The sequence below is a fragment of the Acinetobacter sp. ANC_7655 genome, assembly GCF_056784015.1.
Map to the genome: position 1 here is coordinate 20,230 of NZ_JBWYJB010000007.1, position 22,167 is coordinate 42,396.

Annotated in this window: 22 protein-coding genes; 18 read left to right on the forward strand and 4 right to left on the reverse strand. The window is 41.3% G+C overall.

The features are described from left to right. The first annotated feature begins 3 nt into the window (after nucleotides 1-3). The 12 genes from nuoE to AC1M9N_RS08845 all read left to right on the forward strand — a co-directional run bounded on the left by nuoE (nucleotide 4) and on the right by AC1M9N_RS08845 (nucleotide 13,880). A complete protein-coding gene (nuoE, locus tag AC1M9N_RS08790) occupies nucleotides 4-513 on the forward strand; it encodes an NADH-quinone oxidoreductase subunit NuoE (RefSeq protein WP_035267260.1) in 510 nt (169 codons plus the stop codon). Further along, complete coding sequence (gene nuoF, locus AC1M9N_RS08795) at nucleotides 510-1,841, forward strand: NADH-quinone oxidoreductase subunit NuoF (RefSeq protein ID WP_035267262.1); 1,332 nt, start codon at nucleotides 510-512, stop codon at nucleotides 1,839-1,841. The genes nuoE and nuoF overlap by 4 nt, the downstream gene beginning before the upstream one ends. Nucleotides 1,842-1,852: 11 nt before the next feature. Beyond that, nucleotides 1,853-4,531: an NADH-quinone oxidoreductase subunit NuoG gene (gene nuoG, locus AC1M9N_RS08800; protein WP_035267264.1), complete on the forward strand. Its 2,679-nt coding sequence runs from the start codon at nucleotides 1,853-1,855 to the stop codon at nucleotides 4,529-4,531. Nucleotides 4,532-4,534: 3 nt separating this feature from the next. Then, nucleotides 4,535-5,545, forward strand: coding sequence for an NADH-quinone oxidoreductase subunit NuoH (gene nuoH, locus AC1M9N_RS08805; protein WP_035267266.1), 1,011 nt, complete (start codon nucleotides 4,535-4,537; stop codon nucleotides 5,543-5,545). An 18-nt stretch (nucleotides 5,546-5,563) separates the two neighbouring features. Continuing rightward, entirely contained in the window at nucleotides 5,564-6,106 is a 543-nt protein-coding gene (nuoI, locus tag AC1M9N_RS08810; RefSeq protein ID WP_035267267.1) for an NADH-quinone oxidoreductase subunit NuoI, read from the forward strand. Next, the gene (gene nuoJ, locus AC1M9N_RS08815) at nucleotides 6,106-6,624 is read left to right on the forward strand and encodes an NADH-quinone oxidoreductase subunit J (protein ID WP_171076777.1); all 519 of its coding nucleotides are present in this window, start codon (nucleotides 6,106-6,108) and stop codon (nucleotides 6,622-6,624) included. Before nuoI ends, nuoJ begins: the two co-directional genes overlap by 1 nt. After that, nucleotides 6,624-6,932 carry an NADH-quinone oxidoreductase subunit NuoK gene (gene nuoK, locus AC1M9N_RS08820; RefSeq protein WP_004695395.1) on the forward strand — a complete coding sequence of 103 codons (309 nt, stop codon included), beginning with the start codon at nucleotides 6,624-6,626 and terminating at the stop codon, nucleotides 6,930-6,932. Before nuoJ ends, nuoK begins: the two co-directional genes overlap by 1 nt. Next, nucleotides 6,929-8,824 (forward strand): NADH-quinone oxidoreductase subunit L, encoded by a 1,896-nt coding sequence (nuoL, locus tag AC1M9N_RS08825; protein ID WP_481589067.1) that lies wholly within the window; start codon nucleotides 6,929-6,931, stop codon nucleotides 8,822-8,824. The genes nuoK and nuoL overlap by 4 nt, the downstream gene beginning before the upstream one ends. Nucleotide 8,825: 1 nt before the next feature. Then, nucleotides 8,826-10,445 carry an NADH-quinone oxidoreductase subunit M gene (gene nuoM, locus AC1M9N_RS08830; protein WP_481954604.1) on the forward strand — a complete coding sequence of 540 codons (1,620 nt, stop codon included), beginning with the start codon at nucleotides 8,826-8,828 and terminating at the stop codon, nucleotides 10,443-10,445. Nucleotides 10,446-10,448: 3 nt separating this feature from the next. Then, on the forward strand, nucleotides 10,449-12,005 hold the full coding sequence (gene nuoN, locus AC1M9N_RS08835) for an NADH-quinone oxidoreductase subunit NuoN (protein WP_481589068.1): 1,557 nt from the start codon (nucleotides 10,449-10,451) through the stop codon (nucleotides 12,003-12,005). Nucleotides 12,006-12,137: 132 nt separating this feature from the next. Next, complete coding sequence (gene upp, locus AC1M9N_RS08840) at nucleotides 12,138-12,773, forward strand: uracil phosphoribosyltransferase (RefSeq protein ID WP_035267277.1); 636 nt, start codon at nucleotides 12,138-12,140, stop codon at nucleotides 12,771-12,773. Nucleotides 12,774-12,890: 117 nt separating this feature from the next. Beyond that, nucleotides 12,891-13,880 carry a hypothetical protein gene (locus AC1M9N_RS08845; RefSeq protein WP_481589069.1) on the forward strand — a complete coding sequence of 330 codons (990 nt, stop codon included), beginning with the start codon at nucleotides 12,891-12,893 and terminating at the stop codon, nucleotides 13,878-13,880. Nucleotides 13,881-13,908: 28 nt separating this feature from the next. Here the strand turns inward: AC1M9N_RS08845 and gigC are convergent, their stop codons facing one another. Continuing rightward, nucleotides 13,909-14,787 (reverse strand): LysR family transcriptional regulator GigC, encoded by an 879-nt coding sequence (gigC, locus tag AC1M9N_RS08850; RefSeq protein ID WP_481587293.1) that lies wholly within the window; start codon nucleotides 14,785-14,787, stop codon nucleotides 13,909-13,911. A gap of 84 nt (nucleotides 14,788-14,871) precedes the next feature. Here gigC and AC1M9N_RS08855 point away from each other — a divergent pair, with 84 nt between their 5' ends. Next, complete coding sequence (locus AC1M9N_RS08855; protein ID WP_035267285.1) at nucleotides 14,872-15,633, forward strand: ferredoxin--NADP reductase; 762 nt, start codon at nucleotides 14,872-14,874, stop codon at nucleotides 15,631-15,633. A gap of 102 nt (nucleotides 15,634-15,735) precedes the next feature. Here AC1M9N_RS08855 and AC1M9N_RS08860 read toward each other — a convergent pair whose 3' ends face one another. Next, a complete protein-coding gene (locus tag AC1M9N_RS08860; RefSeq protein ID WP_035267287.1) occupies nucleotides 15,736-16,158 on the reverse strand; it encodes a hypothetical protein in 423 nt (140 codons plus the stop codon). A gap of 158 nt (nucleotides 16,159-16,316) precedes the next feature. Between AC1M9N_RS08860 and AC1M9N_RS08865 the strand changes: the two genes are divergently transcribed. From AC1M9N_RS08865 to AC1M9N_RS08875, 3 genes are all read left to right on the forward strand, one after another. Further along, a complete protein-coding gene (locus AC1M9N_RS08865) occupies nucleotides 16,317-16,568 on the forward strand; it encodes a hypothetical protein (protein ID WP_035267289.1) in 252 nt (83 codons plus the stop codon). Nucleotides 16,569-16,769: 201 nt separating this feature from the next. Further along, a complete protein-coding gene (locus AC1M9N_RS08870; RefSeq protein WP_481589070.1) occupies nucleotides 16,770-18,449 on the forward strand; it encodes a mechanosensitive ion channel in 1,680 nt (559 codons plus the stop codon). A 66-nt stretch (nucleotides 18,450-18,515) separates the two neighbouring features. Further along, nucleotides 18,516-18,725, forward strand: coding sequence for a hypothetical protein (locus AC1M9N_RS08875; protein ID WP_481589071.1), 210 nt, complete (start codon nucleotides 18,516-18,518; stop codon nucleotides 18,723-18,725). A gap of 120 nt (nucleotides 18,726-18,845) precedes the next feature. Here the strand turns inward: AC1M9N_RS08875 and AC1M9N_RS08880 are convergent, their stop codons facing one another. Both AC1M9N_RS08880 and AC1M9N_RS08885 read right to left on the reverse strand, forming a co-directional pair. Continuing rightward, the gene (locus AC1M9N_RS08880) at nucleotides 18,846-20,045 is read right to left on the reverse strand and encodes a BaiN/RdsA family NAD(P)/FAD-dependent oxidoreductase (protein ID WP_481954605.1); all 1,200 of its coding nucleotides are present in this window, start codon (nucleotides 20,043-20,045) and stop codon (nucleotides 18,846-18,848) included. A 102-nt stretch (nucleotides 20,046-20,147) separates the two neighbouring features. Then, nucleotides 20,148-21,008: a 1-aminocyclopropane-1-carboxylate deaminase/D-cysteine desulfhydrase gene (locus AC1M9N_RS08885; protein WP_481952252.1), complete on the reverse strand. Its 861-nt coding sequence runs from the start codon at nucleotides 21,006-21,008 to the stop codon at nucleotides 20,148-20,150. 144 nt (nucleotides 21,009-21,152) lie between these two features. Between AC1M9N_RS08885 and AC1M9N_RS08890 the strand changes: the two genes are divergently transcribed. Next, the gene (locus AC1M9N_RS08890) at nucleotides 21,153-21,347 is read left to right on the forward strand and encodes an NF038215 family lipoprotein (RefSeq protein WP_035267295.1); all 195 of its coding nucleotides are present in this window, start codon (nucleotides 21,153-21,155) and stop codon (nucleotides 21,345-21,347) included. Nucleotides 21,348-21,534: 187 nt separating this feature from the next. Beyond that, nucleotides 21,535-22,158 (forward strand): LysE family translocator, encoded by a 624-nt coding sequence (locus AC1M9N_RS08895; protein WP_481596336.1) that lies wholly within the window; start codon nucleotides 21,535-21,537, stop codon nucleotides 22,156-22,158. Nucleotides 22,159-22,167: the final 9 nt, after the last annotated feature.

The following is a 22,167-nucleotide window of genomic DNA, read 5'->3' on the forward strand; positions in this document are numbered from 1 at the left end:
ATTATGATGATTTTGACTGATAAAAAGCCACGTGTGAATGTCGAAGGGATTTTAACTGCGGAAGAAATCCACGAAATCGAGCATCACATTGGTCATTACCCATACCCACGTGCGGCATGTTTAGATGCACTTAAATGTGTTCAACGTCGTAATGGTTGGGTGGATGATGCGCAAATGAATGCGATTGCGCAGATGTTGTCAATGAGCCTTGCTGATTTGGAAGGTGTGGCAACATTCTATAACCGTATTTACCGCCAGCCAGTAGGTCGCAACGTAATTTTGCTTTGTGATTCTATTGCTTGCTTCTTGATGGGTGCAGAAACTTTAGCAGAAGCATTCCAACGCGAACTCGGGATTTCATTTGGTCAAACGACTGCTGATGGTCGTTTTACTTTGCTCCCGATTTGCTGTTTAGGAAACTGTGATAAGGGTCCAACCTTGATGATTAATGAAGATACTCACGGCCTAGTAGAAGTTTCTTCAGTGAAACAGTTATTGGAGAAGTATGTATGAATACTGAACCAAAACCGATTTATGGCGACGGTAACCCAGAAACTCACCCATTAACATGGCGTTTGAGCAAGCAAGAATTTGTTCATAGTGTAGAAGACTATGAATCTCTTGAAGGGTATGAGGGTTTCAAGAAAGCACTCACAATGCCGCCTAAAGATGTATTGGAAATCATTAAAGCAGCGACTGTGAAAGGTCGTGGTGGTGCTGGTTTCCCTGCAGGGATTAAATGGTCGCTCATGGCGCCAAATGACAATTCAGGTCCTCGTTACTTGATTTGTAATGCCGATGAGATGGAACCAGGTACATTCAAAGACCGTTTGTTGATGGAAAAACTTCCTCATCAATTGATCGAAGGGATGTTAATTGCAGGTTATACACTTGAAGCAACCCATGGCTATATTTTTATCCGTGGTGAATACATCGAAGCTGCGAAATATTTGAACCAAGCTTTAGAGCAAATTCGTGCCAAAGGTTACTTGGGTGAAAACATCCTTGGTTCTGGCTGGAACTTTGAACTACATGTGCACACTGGTGCGGGTCGTTATATCTGTGGTGAAGAAACTGCATTGATCAACTCGCTTGAAGGTCGCCGTGCAAATCCACGTACAAAACCACCATTCCCGCAAGTTGCAGGTGCTTGGGGTCGTCCTACGATTGTAAACAACGTAGAGACTTACAATAACTTACCAGCAATTATGCTGCGTGGTCCTGAGTGGTATATCAATTTATCTGCAGGTAAGTCGAAAGATCCTGGCACAAAAATTTATGGTGCATCAGGTAAAGTGAAATTCCCTGGTCTTTGGGAGCTTCCATTTGGTACAACTGCACGTGAAGTGATTGAAGAACATGCGGGTGGTATGCGTGATGGCTTAAAGCTTAAAGCATGGTTACCAGGTGGTGCATCAACTGACTTTTTGGCAGCTGAACACATCGATCTTCCAATGGATGCGGAAAGCATCATGAAAGCAGGTTCGCGTTTAGGTACGTGTTTGCTCATGGTGGTTGATGAAACTCAATGTATGGTTTCAGCAACACGTAACTTAGAAGAATTCTTTGCGCGTGAATCATGTGGTTTCTGTACACCATGTCGTGATGGTTTACCTTGGGCGGTGAAAGCGCTTAAAGCACTTGAAGATGGTACAGGCAAGAAAGAAGACATCGATCATTTGCAAGAGCTTACACGTAAGCTTTGGATTGGTAAGACTTTCTGTGCTCACGCTCCTGGTGCTATGGAACCACTCATGGGTGCACTCAAATATTTCCGTGGCGAATTTGAAGCAAAAGTGGTGAATGCCGCTGCTCAAGTTAGCAACGTAGAACAAGCTTAAGGAATTCGACTATGGCTACAATTCATGTCGATGGCAAATCGTATGAAGTCAATGGCTCAGAGAACTTGCTACAAGCATGCTTGTCTTTGGGTATTGATATCCCGTACTTTTGTTGGCATCCATCCTTAGGTTCTGTCGGTTCTTGCCGTCAATGTGCTGTAACTCAATACGCGAATCCAGAAGATACTCGCGGTCGTTTAGTTATGTCATGTATGACACCTGCAGCTGACAATACCTACATCTCGATTGAAGACAAAGAAGCAAAAGATTTCCGTGCGTCTATTGTTGAATTCTTGATGACGAACCACCCACATGACTGTCCAGTATGTGAGGAAGGTGGTCATTGTCACCTTCAAGATATGACGGTGATGACACAACATGACCGTCGTCGTTACCGTTTCACGAAACGTACGCATTACAACCAAGAACTTGGTTCGTTTATTGCGCACGAGATGAACCGTTGTATCGCATGTTACCGTTGTGTTCGTTACTATAAAGACTACGCAGGTGGCACAGACTTCGGTGTGTATGCAAACGCTTCACGTGTTTATTTTGGTCGTCCAGAATCAGGTACTTTAGAGTCTGAGTTCTCGGGTAACTTAACTGAAGTATGTCCGACGGGAGTATTCACAGACAAAACACACTCTGCACGTTATAACCGTAAATGGGACATGCAGTATGCGCCAAGCGTCTGCCAAGGCTGTTCTTCAGGTTGTAACATCTCTCCGGGTGAGCGTTATGGTGAATTACGCCGTGTAGAAAACCGTTTTAACGGTGAAGTCAACCAATACTTCCTGTGCGATAAAGGCCGTTTCGGTACGGGTTATGTGAACCGTGAAGACCGTCCACGTCAACCGCAATTCCGTTCAGGTAGCAATGTAGAGACTGTTTCAGTTGATACAGCGTTAGACACCGTGATTGAGAAAATCCAAGGCAAAAAAGTATTGGGTATTGGTTCTCCACGTGCATCTCTTGAGTCTAACTTTGCGCTTCGTGAATTGGTTGGACAAGCAAACTATTCAACAGGTATGTCTCAAAAAGAGCAAAACTTGGTTGAACTTGCTGCATCCATTATGCAAACTGAGGGTGTATATAACCCAGGTATGCGTGAAATTGAAAGCTACGATGCTGTCTTAATTCTCGGTGAAGATTTAACACAAACTGCACCACGTATGGCATTGTCAGTACGTCAAGCTGCGAAGAACAAAGCCAAAGAAATGGCTGCTGAACGCCGTACACAAGAATGGTTGGCTGAGCCAGTACAACGTATTGCTCAAGACGAAAAATCACCAATTTATATCTTGGCTGCGACTCAAACACGTTTATCTGACGTAGCTACTGGTGAAGTCGTTGCTTCTCCAAATGATATCGCACGTTTAGGTTTTGCTGTTGCTGCGGCGGTGAAAGGTGAAAGTATTACCGGTTTAGAAGAAGATGCAAAAGCATTTGCTCAAACCATTGCTGACACTTTAAAAGCTGCAAAAAAACCATTGATTATCTCTGGTACAAGCTTGCAAGAAGCTGCAATTATGGAAGCTGCTGCACAAGTTGCACAGAATCTGGGTAATGCGGGTCTAACTTTGACTGTTCCTGAAGTGAACTCAATGGGCTTAGCAATCTTTGGCGGTAACAGCCTTGAGCAAGCATTTGCACAAGACTATGACACTGTCGTGATTGTAGAAAACGACCTTTATCGTCGTTTACCTGCAGTGCAAGTAGATGCTGCTTTGTCTGGTAAAGACGTGATCGTGCTTGACCATTCAGAAACTGAAACGGTGAAAAGAGCGAATATCGTTCTTTCTGCAGCGAGCTTTGCTGAAGGTGACGGTACTGTGGTATCTCAAGAAGGCCGTGCACAACGTTTCTATCAAGTATATGACCCAAGTTACTACAAACCAGAACTTGCGATCAAAGAATCTTGGCGTTGGTTACATGCCATTGAAACTGGCGTGAAAGGCAAAGCAATTTCTTGGACTGTGCTTGATGATGTCATCGAATCAGTTGCCAAGAATGTACCTGCGCTTGAAGCGATTCAAGATGTAGCACCAGATGCAGGATTCCGTGTCCATGGTCTTAAAGTGGCACGTGAACCACGTCGTTACTCTGGTCGTACTTCACTTCGTGCGCCGTTATCTGTCCATGAGCCTAAACAACCAACTGATCAAGACTCTGCATTAACATTCTCTATGGAAGGTTATGTCGGGAACCAAACGCCGTCAGCGTTAGTTCCATTTGCATGGTCAGCAGGTTGGAACTCGCCACAAGCTTGGAATAAGTTCCAAGAATCAGTGGGCGGTTCTTTAAAAGGTGGTGATTCAGGTATTCGTTTATTTGATCGCCTTGCGAAATTACCAGCACGCACATACGTTGCACCAGCACCAGTTCTTGTAAATGCTGAGAGTTTCCGCCTTGTTCCAATGCATCATATTTTTGGTTCTGGTGAATTCACAGTGAAAACACCTGCAATGGAGTCTCGTATTCCAGAAGCGGTATTTGCAGTGGGTGAGCAAGATGCAGCGCGCTTGAATGTGAAAGACGGCCAAAACATTACTGTGAAAGCAGGTGAGGCTTCGATCGTTCTTCCTGTTCAAGTCATTGAATATTTACCTACAGGTTATATTGGTTACCCAATTGGTCTCGCGCCAACGGTATCGTTAGCTGAGCCTGTATCAGTCGCGGTAGGAGCATAATTCATGGAACAAGAATTAATCCGTCAAACGCCGCTTTGGGCTGAGAACTGGCCAATTGCCTACTCTGTAGTTCAAGCGATTGTGATCTTGCTCGTTGTAGTTTTGATTGCTGCGTTGATGTCTTTCATTGAGCGTCGTTTACTTGGCTTGTGGCAAGACCGTTACGGTCCAAACCGTGTAGGTCCTGGGGGGATGTTCCAGATTGTTGCCGACATGCTGAAAATCATGTTCAAAGAAGACTGGACACCAAAGTTTGCAGATAAATTGACTTTCCGTTTAGCTCCAGCAGTTGCAATGGCAACTGCGGTGTTATCGTTCATGGTTATCCCTGTATCACCTTATTTAGGTGTTGCAGACATGAGTATCGGTCTATTGTTCTTTATGGCAATGGCGGGTATTGCAGTGTATGCAGTTTTATTTGGTGGTTGGTCATCAAACAATAAATATGCATTACTCGGTGGTCTTCGTTCAGCAGCGCAAACGATTTCTTATGAGGTCTTCTTAGGTATTTCCTTGATGGGTGTGGTTGCAATTGCAGGCTCATTCAACATGCGTGAAATCGTAGAAGCTCAAAAAGATGTATGGTTTGTCATTCCACAATTCTTAGGTTTCCTCATCTTCGTGGTTGCAGGTGTTGCGGTAACGCATCGTCACCCATTTGACCAACCAGAAGCGGAACAAGAATTGGCGGAAGGTTACCATGTCGAATATGGTGGTATGAAATGGGGGATGTTCTTCGTTGCGGAATACGTCAACGTTGTCCTGATCTCAGCTTTGATCGTAACCTTATTTTTCGGTGGTTGGTTAGCACCATTTGGTCTAGATTTCCTACCTCCAGCATTTTGGTTCATGATTAAAACAGCATTCTTTGTGATGATGTTTGTCTTGGCACGTGGTTCATTAATGCGTCCACGTTATGACCAAGTGATGAACTTTGGTTGGAAGATTTGTTTGCCTTTAGCGTTGGTCAACTTGTTGGTGACTGGTGCTGTGATTCTGATGAATCAGGCCTAGGACAGCAGGGAGAACATTATGTATAAAATTCTAGCTGGGTTTGGGTCAATTGTACGTTCGTTGTGGATGGTATTTAGCCACGCAACACGTAAACGTGACACTATTTTATACCCTGAAGTTAAAGCTGAAGAAATCGTTCCACCACGATTCCGTGGCCGTATCGTATTGACACGTGACCCAGATGGTGAAGAGCGTTGTGTAGCTTGTAACTTGTGTGCTGTAGCTTGCCCTGTTGGCTGTATTTCATTACAGAAAGCTGAAAAAGAAGATGGTCGTTGGTATCCGGAATTTTTCCGTATCAACTTCTCTCGTTGTATTTTCTGCGGTATGTGTGAAGAAGCATGTCCTACAACTGCTATTCAGATGACACCTGATTTCGAACTCAGTGAATACGTTCGTCAAGACTTAGTTTATGAGAAAGAAAACTTGCTCATTTCTGGTCCTGGTAAATATCCAGACTATAACTTCTACCGTGTAACGGGTATGGCTGTAGCTGGTAAAGACAAAGGTCAGGCTCAGCGTGAAAGCGCACCTGTCGATGTACGGAGCTTATTACCATGATGTGGCCATTTTATTTGATGGCACTTGTGGCCATCGTTTCTACGGTTCGTGTTGTGACTAATGCGAATCCAGTACACGCACTTTTAAGCTTAATCGTTTCGTTACTTGCAGTCGCTGGTATGTTCATGATCGTTGGTGCACCATTTGCAGGTGCACTTGAGATTATTGTTTACGCTGGTGCAATTATGGTTCTTTTCGTCTTCGTTGTGATGATGTTGAACCTTGGTTCTCAAACTGTTGAACAAGAACGTAAATGGTTAACATCTGATGCTTGGGCTTACCCTGCATTGATGAGCTTTTTAATGGGTCTGGTTTTAGTTTGGACAATGACTTCAGAGCACAGCATTTCTGGTCCTTTAATGGGTACAGAAGTTGTAGGCCCTAAAGAAGTTGGTCAAGCACTCTTTACACAATATTTATTATTGGTTGAAGTTGCCGCAATGTTATTGCTTGCTGCGTTAGTTGCTGCATTCCACTTAGGCAAACGTGAACCAAGTGCAGAAGAGGAAAAAGAATAATGGGTAATATCCCTTTAGAGCATGGTTTGATTGTTGCAACCATTCTTTTTGCACTCGGTTTCTACGGTGTAATGGTGCGACGCAACCTTTTATTTATGTTAATGAGCCTTGAGATCATGATGAATGCAGCAGCGCTTGCATTCGTCCTTGCTGGTAGTGCATGGGTGCAACCAGATGGTCAGATCATGTTTATCTTGATCTTAACGCTTGCTGCGGCAGAAGCGTGTATCGGGCTTGCGATCGTCCTTCAGTTCTATCATCGCTTCCATCATTTGGATGTAGATGCTGCTAGTGAGATGCGCGGATGAGTTTATTAGCATTAACCATATTATTTCCGCTCATTGGTTTTATCCTTTTAGCGGCAGGGCGTAATAAGCTTCCTGAAATTGTAGCTGCCATTATTGGTGTGGGTTCAGTTGGTCTTTCTGCACTATGTGCATTATTGGCTGGTATGAATTTCATCAACAGCGGTGAAACATCTCAAGTGACTCACCTTTGGACTTGGTTCAGTGTGGGTGGTTTTGAGCCAGGCATTAGCTTGCACTTAGATGGTTTATCTTTACTTATGCTTGGCATGATTACGGGTGTGGGTTTCTTAATTCATATCTTTGCATCATGGTATATGCGTGGTGAAGAAGACTTTGCACGTTTCTTCTCTTACTTCAACTTATTCGTAGCAAGCATGTTATTGCTTGTGTTGGGTGACAACCTTGCGTTGTTATTCTTAGGCTGGGAAGGTGTTGGTCTGTGCTCATACTTGCTGATTGGTTATTACTACCAAAATCCAGCAAATGGTGCTGCTGCAATTAAAGCATTCACCGTGACACGTATTGGTGACGTTTTCTTACTCATTGCATTATTCTTAATTTTCCAACAATTTGGAACATTGAATATTACTGAAATCGTTGCTGCTGCGCCTGTGGTAATGACACAAAGCTCATCGTTAACCATTTGGACTGCATTAATGTTGTTCTTGGGTGCTGCAGGTAAATCTGCGCAAATCCCATTACAAACATGGTTAGCAGACGCGATGGCGGGTCCTACACCAGTATCTGCATTAATCCATGCTGCAACAATGGTAACAGCAGGTGTTTACCTATGCTGCCGTATGTTCTCTGTATTTGAAATGGCACCAGAAGTCATGGTGTTTATCTCAATCACAGGAGCGGTGACATTATTAGTTGCAGGTTTTGCTGCACTGGTTCAAACAGACATCAAACGTATTCTTGCTTACTCAACCATGAGTCAGTTGGGTTATATGTTTATGGCTGTAGGTGCTGAAGCATACCAAGCTGGTCTATTCCACATGTTGACACACGCATTCTTCAAAGCGTTGTTGTTCTTGTCATCAGGTGCGGTGATTCTTGCATACCATCACGAACAAAACATTTTCAAAATGGGTGGTTTGTTCAAGCGTAATAAATTTTTATTTGCTTGTTTCGCGATCGGTGGCGGTGCCTTAGCAGCGATTCCATTCTTAACGATTGGTTTCTTCTCAAAAGATGCAATCTTGGCGGCTGTGTGGACACAAAGTCATATCGCAGGCTTACCTGTATTCAATACATTGTATTGGGTCGGTGTTGCTGGTGCATTCTTAACGTCAATCTACACGTTCCGTTTAATTTGGATTGTGTTCTTTGGCGAAGAGAAAACGCCATATCACGAAATCAAAGGTGCAACTTACTGGGCTCCTTTAGCGATTCTTGCTGTCCTTTCTACAGGTTTGGCAATCGTACTTAAAGCGCCAGTCATGAGTATTCTTGATGCAGCACAAATCCCTGCATTTGTTATTCCTGAAGCGCTAGAAGCTGGTGCGCATGGTGCAGAATATGTCGCTATTGCAATCGCACTTGCTGGTTTAGCGGTTGGTGTTGTCTTATTTGCTTTTGCTTATAAAGCAGTTCAAGGTTTTGCTCGCACTTCATTGGGTGCTGGACTTGCAAATATCTGTCGTAATGCGCTTGGTTTCGATGCGTTATATGACCTCGTGTTTGTAAAACCTTACTTATTTATTGCAAAAATGATTGGTCGTGACCCGATTGATGGCGTATGGCTTGTATTGCCAGCGATTGTTAAAGGTGGTCATAGCTTCACTAGTTCACGTCAAACAGGTTCTTTGCGTGAGTACGCATCGAGCATGGCGTTCGGTATCGTGGTGATTATCATGATTCTGATCGTGACTCAGATCGTGGGGAAATAAGATGGAAAACATCAATAACTGGTATTTACCCGCGCTGATCCTCATTCCGTTCATTGCTGGTTTTATTTGTTGGGTCGTTGATAAATTAGATCAACACCTACCACGTTATATCGCACTTGTGGGTATGCTCATTACTTTGGGCATGACCGTTGCTTTATGGCAATCAGGTACCTACAGCTACCAAATTGGTGAAACTGTACCGACTTGGTCTGCAGAGTTCTATGTACCTTGGATTCAAACCTTTGGCATTAACATCCACTTAGCGGTGGATGGTCTTTCACTTCTCATGGTCGGTTTAACTGCTTTACTAGGTGTATTGGCGGTTGGCTGTTCTTGGGGTGAAATTCAGAAGAACGTTGGTTTCTTCCACTTAAACCTTTTATGGTCTTTAGGTGGCGTGATCGGTGTATTCTTGGCTGTTGATTTGTTCTTGTTCTTCTTCTTCTGGGAGATGATGCTCGTTCCAATCTACTTCTTGATTGCACTCTGGGGCCACAAAGGTGCTTCTGGTAAATCTCGTGTTTACGCTGCGACTAAATTCTTTATTTACACGCAGGTGGCTGGTCTGATCATGTTGATTGGTATCTTAGGTCTTGTGATCTACGGTTTCATGATGACAGATACAATCAGCTTCAGTTATAACCATTTACTCGCTGTTGCGAATACATTGGATGCTAACCCACAAACGTCATCAATTGCCTTTGCATTTATGATTTGTTTGTTTATTGGTTTTGCAGTCAAACTTCCTGTTTTCCCATTGCATGGTTGGTTACCAGACGCGCACGCACAAGCACCTACAGCAGGTTCTGTAGACCTTGCGGGTATCTTAATTAAGACAGCGGCTTACGGTTTACTTCGTTTCGTCATTCCATTCTTCCCAGTTGCTTCAGCGCAGTTTGCTGATGTAGCAATCATTTTCGGTTTAATCGGTATCTTCTACGGTGCTTGGTGTGCTTTCCAGCAAACCGATATGAAACGTTTGTTGGCGTATACGTCGATTTCACACATGGGCTTTGTTTTACTTGCAATCTACGCAGGTAACATCCTGACCTTCCAAGGTCTGATGGTCATGATGTTGGCTCACGGTTTATCGTCAGCAGCATTATTCATTATGTGTGGTCAAGTGTATGAGCGTCTTCACACACGTGATTTACGCTTGATGGGTGGTATTCGTGGTCAATTCCAGTATTTACCATTCTTCTTGATGTTCTTTATTGCTGCGCTTGTAGGTATCCCTGGCTTAGGTAACTTCATTGGTGAGTTCCTCATCTTGATGGGTGCATTTGCTCAATTCCCTACATTCACGATTATTGCTGCGATCAGCTTAGTATTTGCGGGTCTATATGGTTTAATCCTGATTCATAAAGCGTTATTTGGTGTGCCAAACGAAGAGCAAAAACAACACTATGCGAACCCATTAAAAGATCTTAATGCGCGTGAGCTTGGTATTTTGTTAATTTGTGCGTTCGGTCTGTTATGGCTTGGTTTGTATCCACAAAGCTTCCTTGATATTTCAGAATCAAGTTTGGCTTGGATTGCGAATAGCTACATTCCAGTACAAGAAGTAGTTGAAGTGGTTGAACAAGCCACAACTCAACTCGAAAATGTGGAGATGCAATAAGTCATGAACTTCACACTATCATTTTCTGAGCTAATGCCATTAGCTCCTGTGATGATTGTTGCTTTAACAGCAATCATCGTAATGATTTTGACTGCAATCAAACGTAATCATAATTTGATTGCGACAGTATCTGTTATCGGTCTTAACCTTGCATTGTTGAATATTCTATTCACGTTGTTTACAGGTTCTCAGATCTCACCAAATGTCATGAACCTATTTATGGTTGATGCTTTTGGTCTGTTCTATCAAGTGATTATTTTGATTGCTGCATTGGCTTGTTGCACACTGTCACATGCATATATCGAAACCTATAAAGATAATCGTGAAGAACTTTATCTATTAATGTTGATCTCTGTTTCAGGGGCAATGTTAATGGTAACAAGTTCACACTTTGCATCATTCTTCATTAGCTTAGAGTTAATGTCGATTCCAGTGTACGGTCTGATTGCTTATACCTACCAACGCGGTAAGTCACTCGAAGCAGGTATTAAATATCTTGTACTTTCAGCAACTGCTTCTGCAATGTTGTTGATGGGTATGGCTTATGTTTACTCAGTTCTAGGTTCATTATCATTTGCGGGTCAAGTGGATGATATGTTCTGGGCGTTAACTAAGTCTCAAGATCCTCAATTAATGATGGCGCTGCAATCTTATATTCCTCAATTTGGTGAGAAACTTACCACTGTATTTGGAATCTTAGGTCTTGGTTTAATCATCGCAGCTGTTGCATTTAAATTGTCTTTAGCGCCATTCCATAAATGGACGCCAGATGTGTATGCAGGTGCTCCAGCACCAATTGCAACATTCCTTGCTACTGTAGCTAAAGTTGCAATGATTGGTTTATTCGTACGTTACTTACTGTCTTCAGGTGTAATTGGTATCGAATCGATCAAAACGATTTTGATCGTCATTGCAGTGTTATCAATCTTGATTGGTAACATGCTTGCAGTGAAACAAGTGAACTTAAAACGTATTTTGGCATACTCGTCAATTGCGCATTTTGGTTACTTATTCCTTGCTGTTGTTACGACATCTTTCTTAAGCTTAACGTCAGTAAGTTTATATGTATTAACGTATGTATTAACGACGATTGGTGCGTTTGGTGCTGTAGCGTTGATGTCTAGCCCATACAACAACAATGACGAAGCAGAATCACTTGCAGACTACCGTGGTCTATTCTGGCGTCGTCCAGTATTGACGGCAACACTGACTGTGATGATGCTATCTCTTGCAGGTATTCCGTTAACTGCAGGCTTCATCGGTAAATTCATGCTGATCATGACAGTTGTGTCTGAAGCACATTGGTTCTTCGCTGCGATGATCATTGTGGGTTCTGGTATTGGTCTATACTATTACCTACGTGTCATGATCGTCATGTATATGACGCCACCAGACACTCCACGTATTGATGCTGATAAACATTGGGGTCAAAAAGTGGGTGGTATTATGGTATTGCTTGCTGCGCTTGCAGTGCTTGTAATCGGTGTATATCCAGATCCAGTCATTGCGATGGCAAATCAAGCACAATTGATCGCGCCATTACATATCGTTCTTCAATAGTTGATCGATTAATCTAAAAAAACTATTGTTGTTAACAAAAAAAGCCCTCATTCATTGAGGGCTTTTCTTATTTCTTATATTAAAAACATTTATAATAGACAGAATTTACATTTATGCTTCAGGTGTTCTCCCGTGCCAATCCAAGAAATTCGTCATCCGCTCATTCGTCATAAATTAGGTTTATTACGCCGTGCAGATATCAGCACGAAGAACTTCCGTGAGTTAGCGCAAGAAGTCACAATGTTACTGACTTACGAAGCAACCAAAGATTTACCTGTTGTAGATCACGAAATTAATGGCTGGAATGGCCCGGTGACAACACAGCGTATTGCAGGTAAAAAAATTACTGTTGTACCAATTTTACGTGCTGGCATTGGTATGCTTGATGGTTTCTTAAATCTTATTCCAAGTGCAAAAGTTTCTGTTCTTGGTTTAGAGCGTGATGAGGAAACATTAGAAGCACGTACATACTATAAGAAATTGGTACCTGACGTACAAAACCGTATAGCGATGATTATTGATCCAATGCTTGCGACTGGATCATCATTGGTTGCTGCTATTGATGTCCTTAAAGCGAGTGGTTGTAAAGATATCCGAGTGATGGTTTTGGTTGCAGCACCAGAAGGTATTAAACGTGTGGAAGAAGCACATCCTGATGTTGTCATTTTTACCGCAGCTGTAGACAACGGTTTAAACGAGAATGGTTATATCGTTCCGGGTCTTGGGGATGCTGGCGATAAAATTTTTGGTTCTGTACAAAAAGATTAAAATTTGATTAAATTATAGAGGAGGCTAAGGCCTCCTTTTTTATTAAGATTTTGATTCAACGATAAATTTAAAAAACTAATTACTAAGAATCAATCTTTTTTATGCTGGGGAAATAACATGTTTTACAGGGGTGTTTTACATTCGTACGACCCTGCATTGAAAGCAGGAATTATCAAAATCAATGATCATGATTTTGATGTACATTTCGTATTGAATGACATGGCAAATTCCAGTATCGCGCCTCAAATTGGTGAGCGTGTGAAATGTATCGTGGTCGATAAAGACGACCAACGTCATGCAAAATTTATCGTGCGGTTGGACAATAAACATGCACGCGTCGAACAACCCTTGAATCAACTTTTTTATCGTGCGCACGAAGATTTAGAAGGTGAGTCTAAGAAGTTTGAACAAGAGCTAGATGAGCTGATCGAAAAGCGTCTTGCAGATCAGGAAAGTACGCTTGACTCACAAACACAAATCCAAGATTTTGAACTAAATTTTAATACACTGAGTAAAGAATCAATCGTGTTGGATGGTTCTGGTGCTGAACATCATGCAGATCAAGTTTCAGATCCAGTATCTAAAATTTCCTTAGGTGAACCTCTTGAGGAAGAGCAAATTAAAGAAATGCTCGAATCAAAGCCAAGTCGCCGTGTGCCAGTCTTAGATGAGTCAGCTGTCGTACCACTTACGAAAGTTCAACCATTGAATGAGAGTACGCCTGAAGAGAACGTAGATGATCATCTACCCGAGCCAACCCATGCAAAAGGGCGCCCACCAAAAGTTGTACGTAAAGAACTCCCTGATGTTAAAACGCATTTTCAATTAAAATTTAATGCGCAAAAATTCATTACGAGTTCGCGTGTTGATGAATTCGGAGCTGATAAAAAATCAAAGAAAAAAGCCAAGAAGATAAAAGATCCAAACAAGCAATTTAATCCATGGATATTTGCAAGTATTGTCCCTATTTTAGTGTTCATTAATCTGGGTGTTTGGGGATTTCAAAAATATGAGCAATACAGAGAAGAGCAAGACGCAAAAGCAAAAATTTATGCGGTAGAACAAGAACACATTATCAAAGAACAAAAGAAAGAAGCTGAGAAATAAAAAAAGCTCCAATGAGGAGCTTTTTTTATTAAGCATCACAGAATTTCATAAAGGCTTTTAAACCAGGTCCCTGATATTTTTGACGGTGTACTAACATAAATAAAGGGCGTGTGAGTTGCCAGAACGGCGTTTCTAAAATCACCAGTTGCTGTTTCTCTCTTAATGGTTCAATGGCTAATTTTGAAATACATGACATGCCTAAACCACCAGCAACAATTTTCAAAATAGCTTCATTATGACCCAAAGTTAAACGAATATTGGCATTCGGTAAGTCTTGCAGGATTGCGTTGTCAAAGACTTCACGAGTCCCTGAACCTTCTTCACGTAAAATCCATTCAGCCTGTTTAAAGTCTTCAATGGTCAGAGGGCGGTCTAATTTCGCTAGGGGATGATCTGGTGAGCAACACACAGCAAGCTCATCATCACGCCAGTGGATCGATTGTAATTGAGGTAAGTGACATGAACCTTCAATAAGGGCTAAATCAAGTTGGAATTGATTAACAGCTTCAATCATTTGACGCGTATTGCCCACTTGAAGTTGCAAATGTGCTTGTGGTTGTAATTGAAGAAAATCAGCCATTAAATCAGGCATCAAATAATCACTAATGGTCAAAGTCGCCCCAATACGGAGATCAATACTTTGAAGCTCGCCTTTTGCCGCTTGTTCAAATGATTCACATCGACCTAAAATTTCAAGCGCCTGTGGGAGTAAAAAACGACCCAAGTCATTCAGTTGAAGTCGTTTTCCTAAGCGATCAAATAATGGTGCACCGAGACCATCTTCAAGATCTGCTAACGCCATACTTGCAGCACTTTGTGTGAGTCGTACAGCATCACTTGCTTTAGTTACTGTACCCTCTTGAGCGACAGCTACGAAAACAGCCAGTTGGCGTAATGTCATGCGCATGAATGAAGCCTTAATGTGAAAAAATATTAATAAATTATATTGTCATGCTACCATGAGCGCAGTCTGTCATGCCACGTAGAAATTATGTCAATTGAAAAATTTAGCGTAGAAAAAGTCCTTTCTGTACATCGTTGGACCAACACTTTATTTAGCTTTACCATGACGCGTCCCGCACATTTTAAATTTACCGCAGGGCAGTTCGCGCGTATTGGTTTGAAAGTTGGCGATGATTTAGTGGTACGTGCGTATTCTGTCGTTTCATCGCCTTTTGATGAAACCTTAGAATTCTTTTCAATTGTTGTACCAGATGGTGCTTTTACATCAAATTTACAACATCTCAAAGTTGGTGATGAACTTTATTTGGAAAAGATTCCTTATGGATTTTTGACGTTAGCACGTTACCAGTTACCTATGCCAAATGACCTGTGGTTATTGGCGACAGGCACGGGGCTCGCACCATTTATTTCTATGTTGCAAGACTTTGAAGTATGGCAAAAATATAAAAATATTCATTTGGTTTACAGTGTGAGAACAGCAAGTGAATTGGCTTACGTAGACCGAATTCAGGAAGTCGCGGATACCTTTGGTGAAGGTCATACAGGATTTAAATTTGTGCCAATTATTACACGTGATCCAAATGCACCATTGCATGATCGATTGCCAGTATTGATCGAAAATAGAGCGTTAGAGAAAACCGTAGGTGTCGATTTTAATCCGCAAACGTCACATATCATGCTGTGTGGGAATCCCCAAATGGTTGAAGATACAAAAGAGGCACTGAAAGCCCGTGGTCTAACCATGAATCGCCGTGGTGAAGGAAATATTGCAGTAGAGAACTATTGGTAAGTCCTAATCACCCTCTCCCTTTGGGAGAGTGAATTACGGCACAAAAAAAACCTCCATCTCGGAGGTTTTTTTCTAATTACATAGGAATACTATGCGACATACTTAATGGACAAACATATCCATAAATTGACGAATCTCTTGAATCGCAGTATCGACATCACTCGTGAGCCAAGTCGGTTCAAATAAACCTGCATAATGTTCCAAACGATCGTGTGGAACCACTAAACGAATTGGGCATTCTTCCTCGAGTAAACGCCAAGGAATAATGGGCACTTCATTATCTAAGAAGCAAGCGATGTTACGAATGTCGATGATCATGCCGTTGACACATTCAGGAAAGGGCATCACTGAAAATTCTTCAGTGCGACGGCGGAAATACTCTAAGTCACCCCACTTCAGCACATAGCTTGGTTTCGTAAACTCAATAATTCCAATCAAATGCCCATCACGGGTATGATGCAAAGAACAGGCATGAGTGACATCTGTGTCTAAATCTAAAGAGACACTTTGTCGGCGATAGGTCATACAGATCGACAATAAAAATGAGGAGGGTGCATATTATACTCTATTTTGCATCACAGCTCATGTGCTTTGATCGGTACGAATTGATAATGTTTTTTCACACAAAACAACATGATAGATTGCTAGTATAAAAAATCATCAAAATACATAAGAGGGGCATCATGGTAGATCAATCCAATCATCCGACCCATAATGATCAAAAGAAGAAAAGTAAGATCCCAGTGTATATTCTGATTATCGTTGGTATTTTTTTAGCAGCCTTCATTTTCTATATGCTCGCTGATCGTGAACCAACACCAGGTCAAATTCCTGCTGATACGACTATTCCTGCAACTCAAGATAATGCAGATACAGCAACGGCAACAGATTCAGCAGTGGATAATACCGTTACTGCGGTCGCAAACGATCAATAAACCACTACACTTTTCATGTTTAAACCCAGCTTAGGCTGGGTTTTTTCTTGATTTGCAACAATGTGTTGTATTTATGATGCTTTGAGTTGATTAAAAAATATTCGAAATTTATGGTGTGATGACGCGATCGAAAAATGATCTAGGGAAAAGAATTAAATCAATCGTAATTCAGAACACTTAACATAAGAAGAGGCGTAACCAATGAATGATGAATATAACGGCTTCACTCGAAATGGGGGCTTTGATGCAATGTATTATTGGGAGCAATTCCAACCAATTATTGCTGCAGTGGCCATTTTACTCATAGGATGGATCATCGCTTTAATCGTTGCCGCAGGGGTTAAGAAGGTACTTGCAAAATTAAATACCAATCAAAAATTGAGTAGCGCGACAGGACATCGCTCAAATATAGAAAATATCATCTCCAGAGTCGTTTTCTGGCTGATCCTCATTATTGCTGTTATCGGTTCACTCAACGTTTTAAACCTGACCAGTGTGAGTGGTCCGTTTAGTAATATGGTTCAACAATTCTTACTATTTATCCCACAATTATTGGCTGCGGTAGCAGTTGGTTTTATTGGATGGATCGTAGCAAATTTAGTCAAAGTTGGATTAACTCGACTACTCAGTCGTACACAATTGGATGAAAAGCTCAGTCAAGACGTTGGTGTGAGCTCATTTAGTCAAAATATCAGTGAAATTGTTTACTGGCTCATTTTATTGCTGTTCTTACCGATCGTGCTGTCTATTTTGGGCTTAAATGGTTTGTTATATCCAGTTCAGAATATGGTGACTGAAGCCGTTGCATACTTGCCGAATATCTTTATGGCAGGTGTGATTTTATTTGTTGGTTACATTTTGGCAAAAATTGTACGCGGTATTGTCGAAGGGCTACTTTCAAGTTTGAATGTCCAACAGCAAGCTGAAAAAGTCGGAGTTTTTAAAAATTCTAATCTGCCTAAGCTATTAGGATCATTTGTATTTGCCTTAGTCATCATTACTTCACTGATTATTGCGTTTGAGGCTTTGGGTGTAGACGCGATTTCACAACCAGCAACGGCTATGTTGTATGAAATCATGAATGCAATTCCACATATCATCGCAGCAGGTTTAATCCTGATCATTGCTTATGTGGTCTCACGTTTCGTATCTAATCTTGTGGTTGAAGTGATCGCTGGGACAGGTGTTGATAACATTCCTCAAAAGCTCGATATGCAACGATTTTTGGGTCAAACCAAAATATCAAAAGTTGTCGGTCATTTGATTGTATTCTTCACCATGCTCTTTGCGGTGTCTGAAGCTGCGAATCGTTTGGGCTTCGATCAAATTAGTGATTTGATTGCGATGTTCATTTATTTCGGAGCGAATGTACTTTTAGGTGCAGTTATCCTCGTCATTGGTTTCTGGTTAGCAAATCTTGTTGCCAATGTGGTGAAGCGTGGTGAGACCAATAGCGCACATTGGTTAGCGAATCTTGTCCGAGTACTGATCATTGGTTTAGTCGTGGCAATGGGCTTGCGTGCAATGGGAATCGCTGACTCAATCGTAAACTTAGCCTTTGGATTAACACTTGGAGCGGTTGCTGTCGCTTTTGCGCTTGCTTTTGGTCTAGGTGGTCGCCAACCTGCAGAGCGATTGTTGACTGACTTAATCGATAAAGCGAAATCTGACGCGAATAAGCCAAGACCAAATCAGCCTGAACAAGTCACTCCACCACTTACTGAGCAAATGGATGCTTCAACTGTTGCGGAAGAATATCAAGACGAAGACATTCCACCCACGCAAATTGATGTAGAGGCACCAACTCAACCATTGAATAATCCTTATGGATCTACAGGAGAGTCGGATCAAAATACACCATCAAAAAATGACCCTGAATAACATGTAAATTTGTGTCGGGATCAGTCAGCATGGTTTGGCTGATCCTCATGAAAAAGAGTAAAAGTTATGAGTAAGAAATTTAATAAATTATTCGCCCCAATAGTGATTGCGGGTATCACCGTGGGTTTTTTAGCAAGCGCTTACCGCTTTATTTTTGCAAATTCAAAAGCTACTGAAAACAACAGACTCAATACACCATCTATTGATGATGCAGTAACAGATCCAACCACACAAATGATTGATTCAACTGATACCAACGCCCAAAGACCCTCATAAATTACTTCCTTTAGAAAAGATAAATCAATAATGAAGCATTCGATTGATCAATAGGGACGATATTCAAAGAGGGCAAAGGATGCCCCCTTTAATGAAAAAATGAACAATACTCGTTGTTAATTAGACATACTCAGATGCGGCATGTGCAGATGACCAAGCCCATTGAAAGTTAAATCCACCTAAATGGCCAGTTACATCGAGTATTTCACCGACGAAGAAAAGTCCTTTTTGCTTTTTACTTTCCATTGTTTTTGAGGAAACTTCAGTGGTATCAACTCCACCTAAAGTCACCTCAGCCGTACGGTATCCTTCAGTCCCAGAAGGTTTAACTTCAAATGCATGAAGGCGCTGGGCAATCATCTCTAACTTCTCATCACTGATATTACCGATTGATATTTCAGCTTGATCCATCCAAATCAACTGTTGCAATTCAACTACGACACTCTTGGGTAAGTGTTCAGCGAGTAAGGTGCGGAGTAACACTTTAGGTTGATTTTGTTTTCTAGTTTTAAAAAAATCCAAGAGATCAAGACTCGGTAAAAAGTCGACTTTAAAACTTTGACCCACATCCCAATAGTTTGAGAGCTGTAAAGAACTTGGACCACTTAAACCACGGTGCGTAAACAAGAGTGCTTCAGTAAAGCTATTGAGATGATTGCTTAATGTCGCTTCAACAGCATTGCCACTGAGTCGTGTCGTCACTTCTTTGAAACCATCAGAAAAAGTAAAGGGGACTAGACCTGCACGAGTCGGATAAACATAGTGTCCAAATTGTTTAGCAATCTCATAGCCAATGCCTGAGCCTCCAAGCGTCGGAATTGAGAGACCACCAGATGCGACCACGACAGATTCAACTTCAAAATAACCTAAATTGGTTGCTACTTGAAAACCGTGCTCCTCAAGGGCATTGACGGCTTTCACCTCGCAACTGGTTTTGATGTCGACTAGACCAGTTTTGTCACATTCAGCAAGTAACATGGCTAAGATTTCTTTCGCGCCGTTGAGGGTAAAGAGCTGACCGTGTTTACGTTCTTCGTATTCAATGCCATATTCGCAGACCAAGCCAATGAAATCCCAATTGGTATAACGAGTGAGTGCTGAGATAACAAAATGCGGGTTATGTGAAATATAGTTGTCAGGCTCAACATACAGATTGGTAAAGTTACATTTACCGCCACCTGACATGAGAATTTTTTTCCCTACTTTATTGGCTTTTTCAACCACCACGACACGACGCCCACGTTGAGCAGCCATATATGCGGTCATTAAACCAGATGCACCCGCACCTATTACTAAAACATCGTATTGCTTGGAAGACATGAAAATAATCAAAAAACGAAACAGCGCAATTATAACGGTAAATTAAGATGAACTGAGCATTATCGGATTAATTCAAGCGAACAGAAGCAGAAGCAAGATCAACTAAATCGTTCGACCTTGAAGCCCGCCCGAATGAATGACTAAAACTTTAGCGTTTTTGGGGAAATAGTTTTGTTGTATAAGATCATGAATGCCAAACATCATTTTTCCTGTATAGACTTGTTCAAGTGGAATACGGTATTCATATTCAAACTTTTCAATAAATTGAATCAGTTCAGGTCGGGTTTTGGCATAGCCTCCGAAGCAATAATCATCAGTGATATGCCAGTTGTTTTTACCCGTCAGTAGTTTTACTTCATCATTCAGAAAATTGCCTTTTAATGCAGAAAATCCAATAATTCTTTGACGGTTTAAACTGCGCTCAATCAATCCTGAAATCGTACCGCCTGTTCCGACAGCACAACAAATGAAGTCAAAGGTCTGATCAGCATCTTTTAAAATTTCTTGAGTGCCCTGAATGGCAAGCGAGTTGGTGCCACCTTCTGGAATTAAATAACTTTCAGGAAAGCGTTGCGCTAAGTGAGCTAAAAACTCAGGATCATTTTTGTGTCGATATGCTTCTCGTGAGATAAAATGCAGCGCCATACCAAAACGTTCTGCGGTGGCGAGGGTGTGATTGCGGGCTGAGTTTTTGAGTTCTTCACCACGAATGATCCCAATAGACTGAAAGCCAAATTGATGCGCAGCAAACGCTGTGGCGGCAATATGATTTGAATAAGCCCCACCAAAGGTCATTACTTTTTGAAAGCCTTGACGTTTTGCCTCAATAAAATTGTATTTCAGTTTATAAAACTTATTTCCAGAGATATGTGGATGAATTTGGTCTAAACGGCGTACGGTGATGTTTAAACCATTTAAAGAAATTTCCTGATCTTGAACCTGTTGGGCAATCGTATCAAACATAGTGCGAGCATTTGGTTTTTTAACAGTATAGCGGATTTCGAATCTTAGCTCTTACTTGGAGAAATTGAAAAACAGTGAAAAAATATGTTTAAAAAATAATCAGAAGTGCTAATCTGAAAGAAAACGGAATTTTGGGAGGGTGGCATGAAGCAATCTCTATCCATTTTATTATTGGGTTTGTTTGTTTTAACGGCCTTAGGCTGTGAGCAGGATTTTCTAAACAAACCAAAAACTGAAGCACGAAGTATGATTATTGCTGGCGTACCTGTACAGGAAAGGGACTATCGTCTGTCTCCGCACGAAACTGCATATAATGAAGCACTGTCAGATGATGATTAGCATGACTTGGCTATTTTTATAAAATCAATTGTATTTAATTTATACAGTAAACTAATTCGCTAAAAATAATAAAATAAATAGTGAATAATTTTAATATTTAAAAAAATCACTCAAATAATTAGGGAAATATTCATAAGGTTTCCAAGTAGAATAACGCGATAAATCAATCATCTACTATGGAATTAATGTGGAATCAATTTGGATTTTAGGTTCGATTGCAGCAGCACTTTTACTGGGCGCAATGAGTCCGGGGCCGACTTCAATCTATGTCGCTAAAAATTCAATCGCTATTTCGCGTAAACATGGTTTATTTACTGCACTGGGAACTGGTCTCGGTGCTGCGATTTTTGGTTTATTGGCAGTATTAGGTTTACAGGCATTCTTACTTGCAGTGCCTTCAGCATATTTGGCTTTGAAAATCTGCGGTGGATTATATTTATTGTTTTTGGCTTATAAAATTATCAAACATGCCAAAGATCCAATCGAAGCTGATCATTCTGCATCGCATCCGATGAGTTTACGACGTGCATTTACCACAGGCTTAATTACTCAATTGTCGAATCCTAAAATTGCCATTGTACTTGCCAGTATTTTCACAGCTTTATTACCCAAAGAGATTCCGTTGTATTTTTACTTTGTGTTACCAATGCTGTGCTTTTTTATCGATGCTGGTTGGTGCTCGTTGGTGGCGGTTGCTTTATCAGCAGAAAAGCCACGTGCGGTGTATTTAAAATTTAAGAAAGTATTTGATCGTGGTGCGGGCATTGTGATGTCTGTACTCGGATTGAAGTTGATTTTTGGTGTGAGGTAGATCACATTT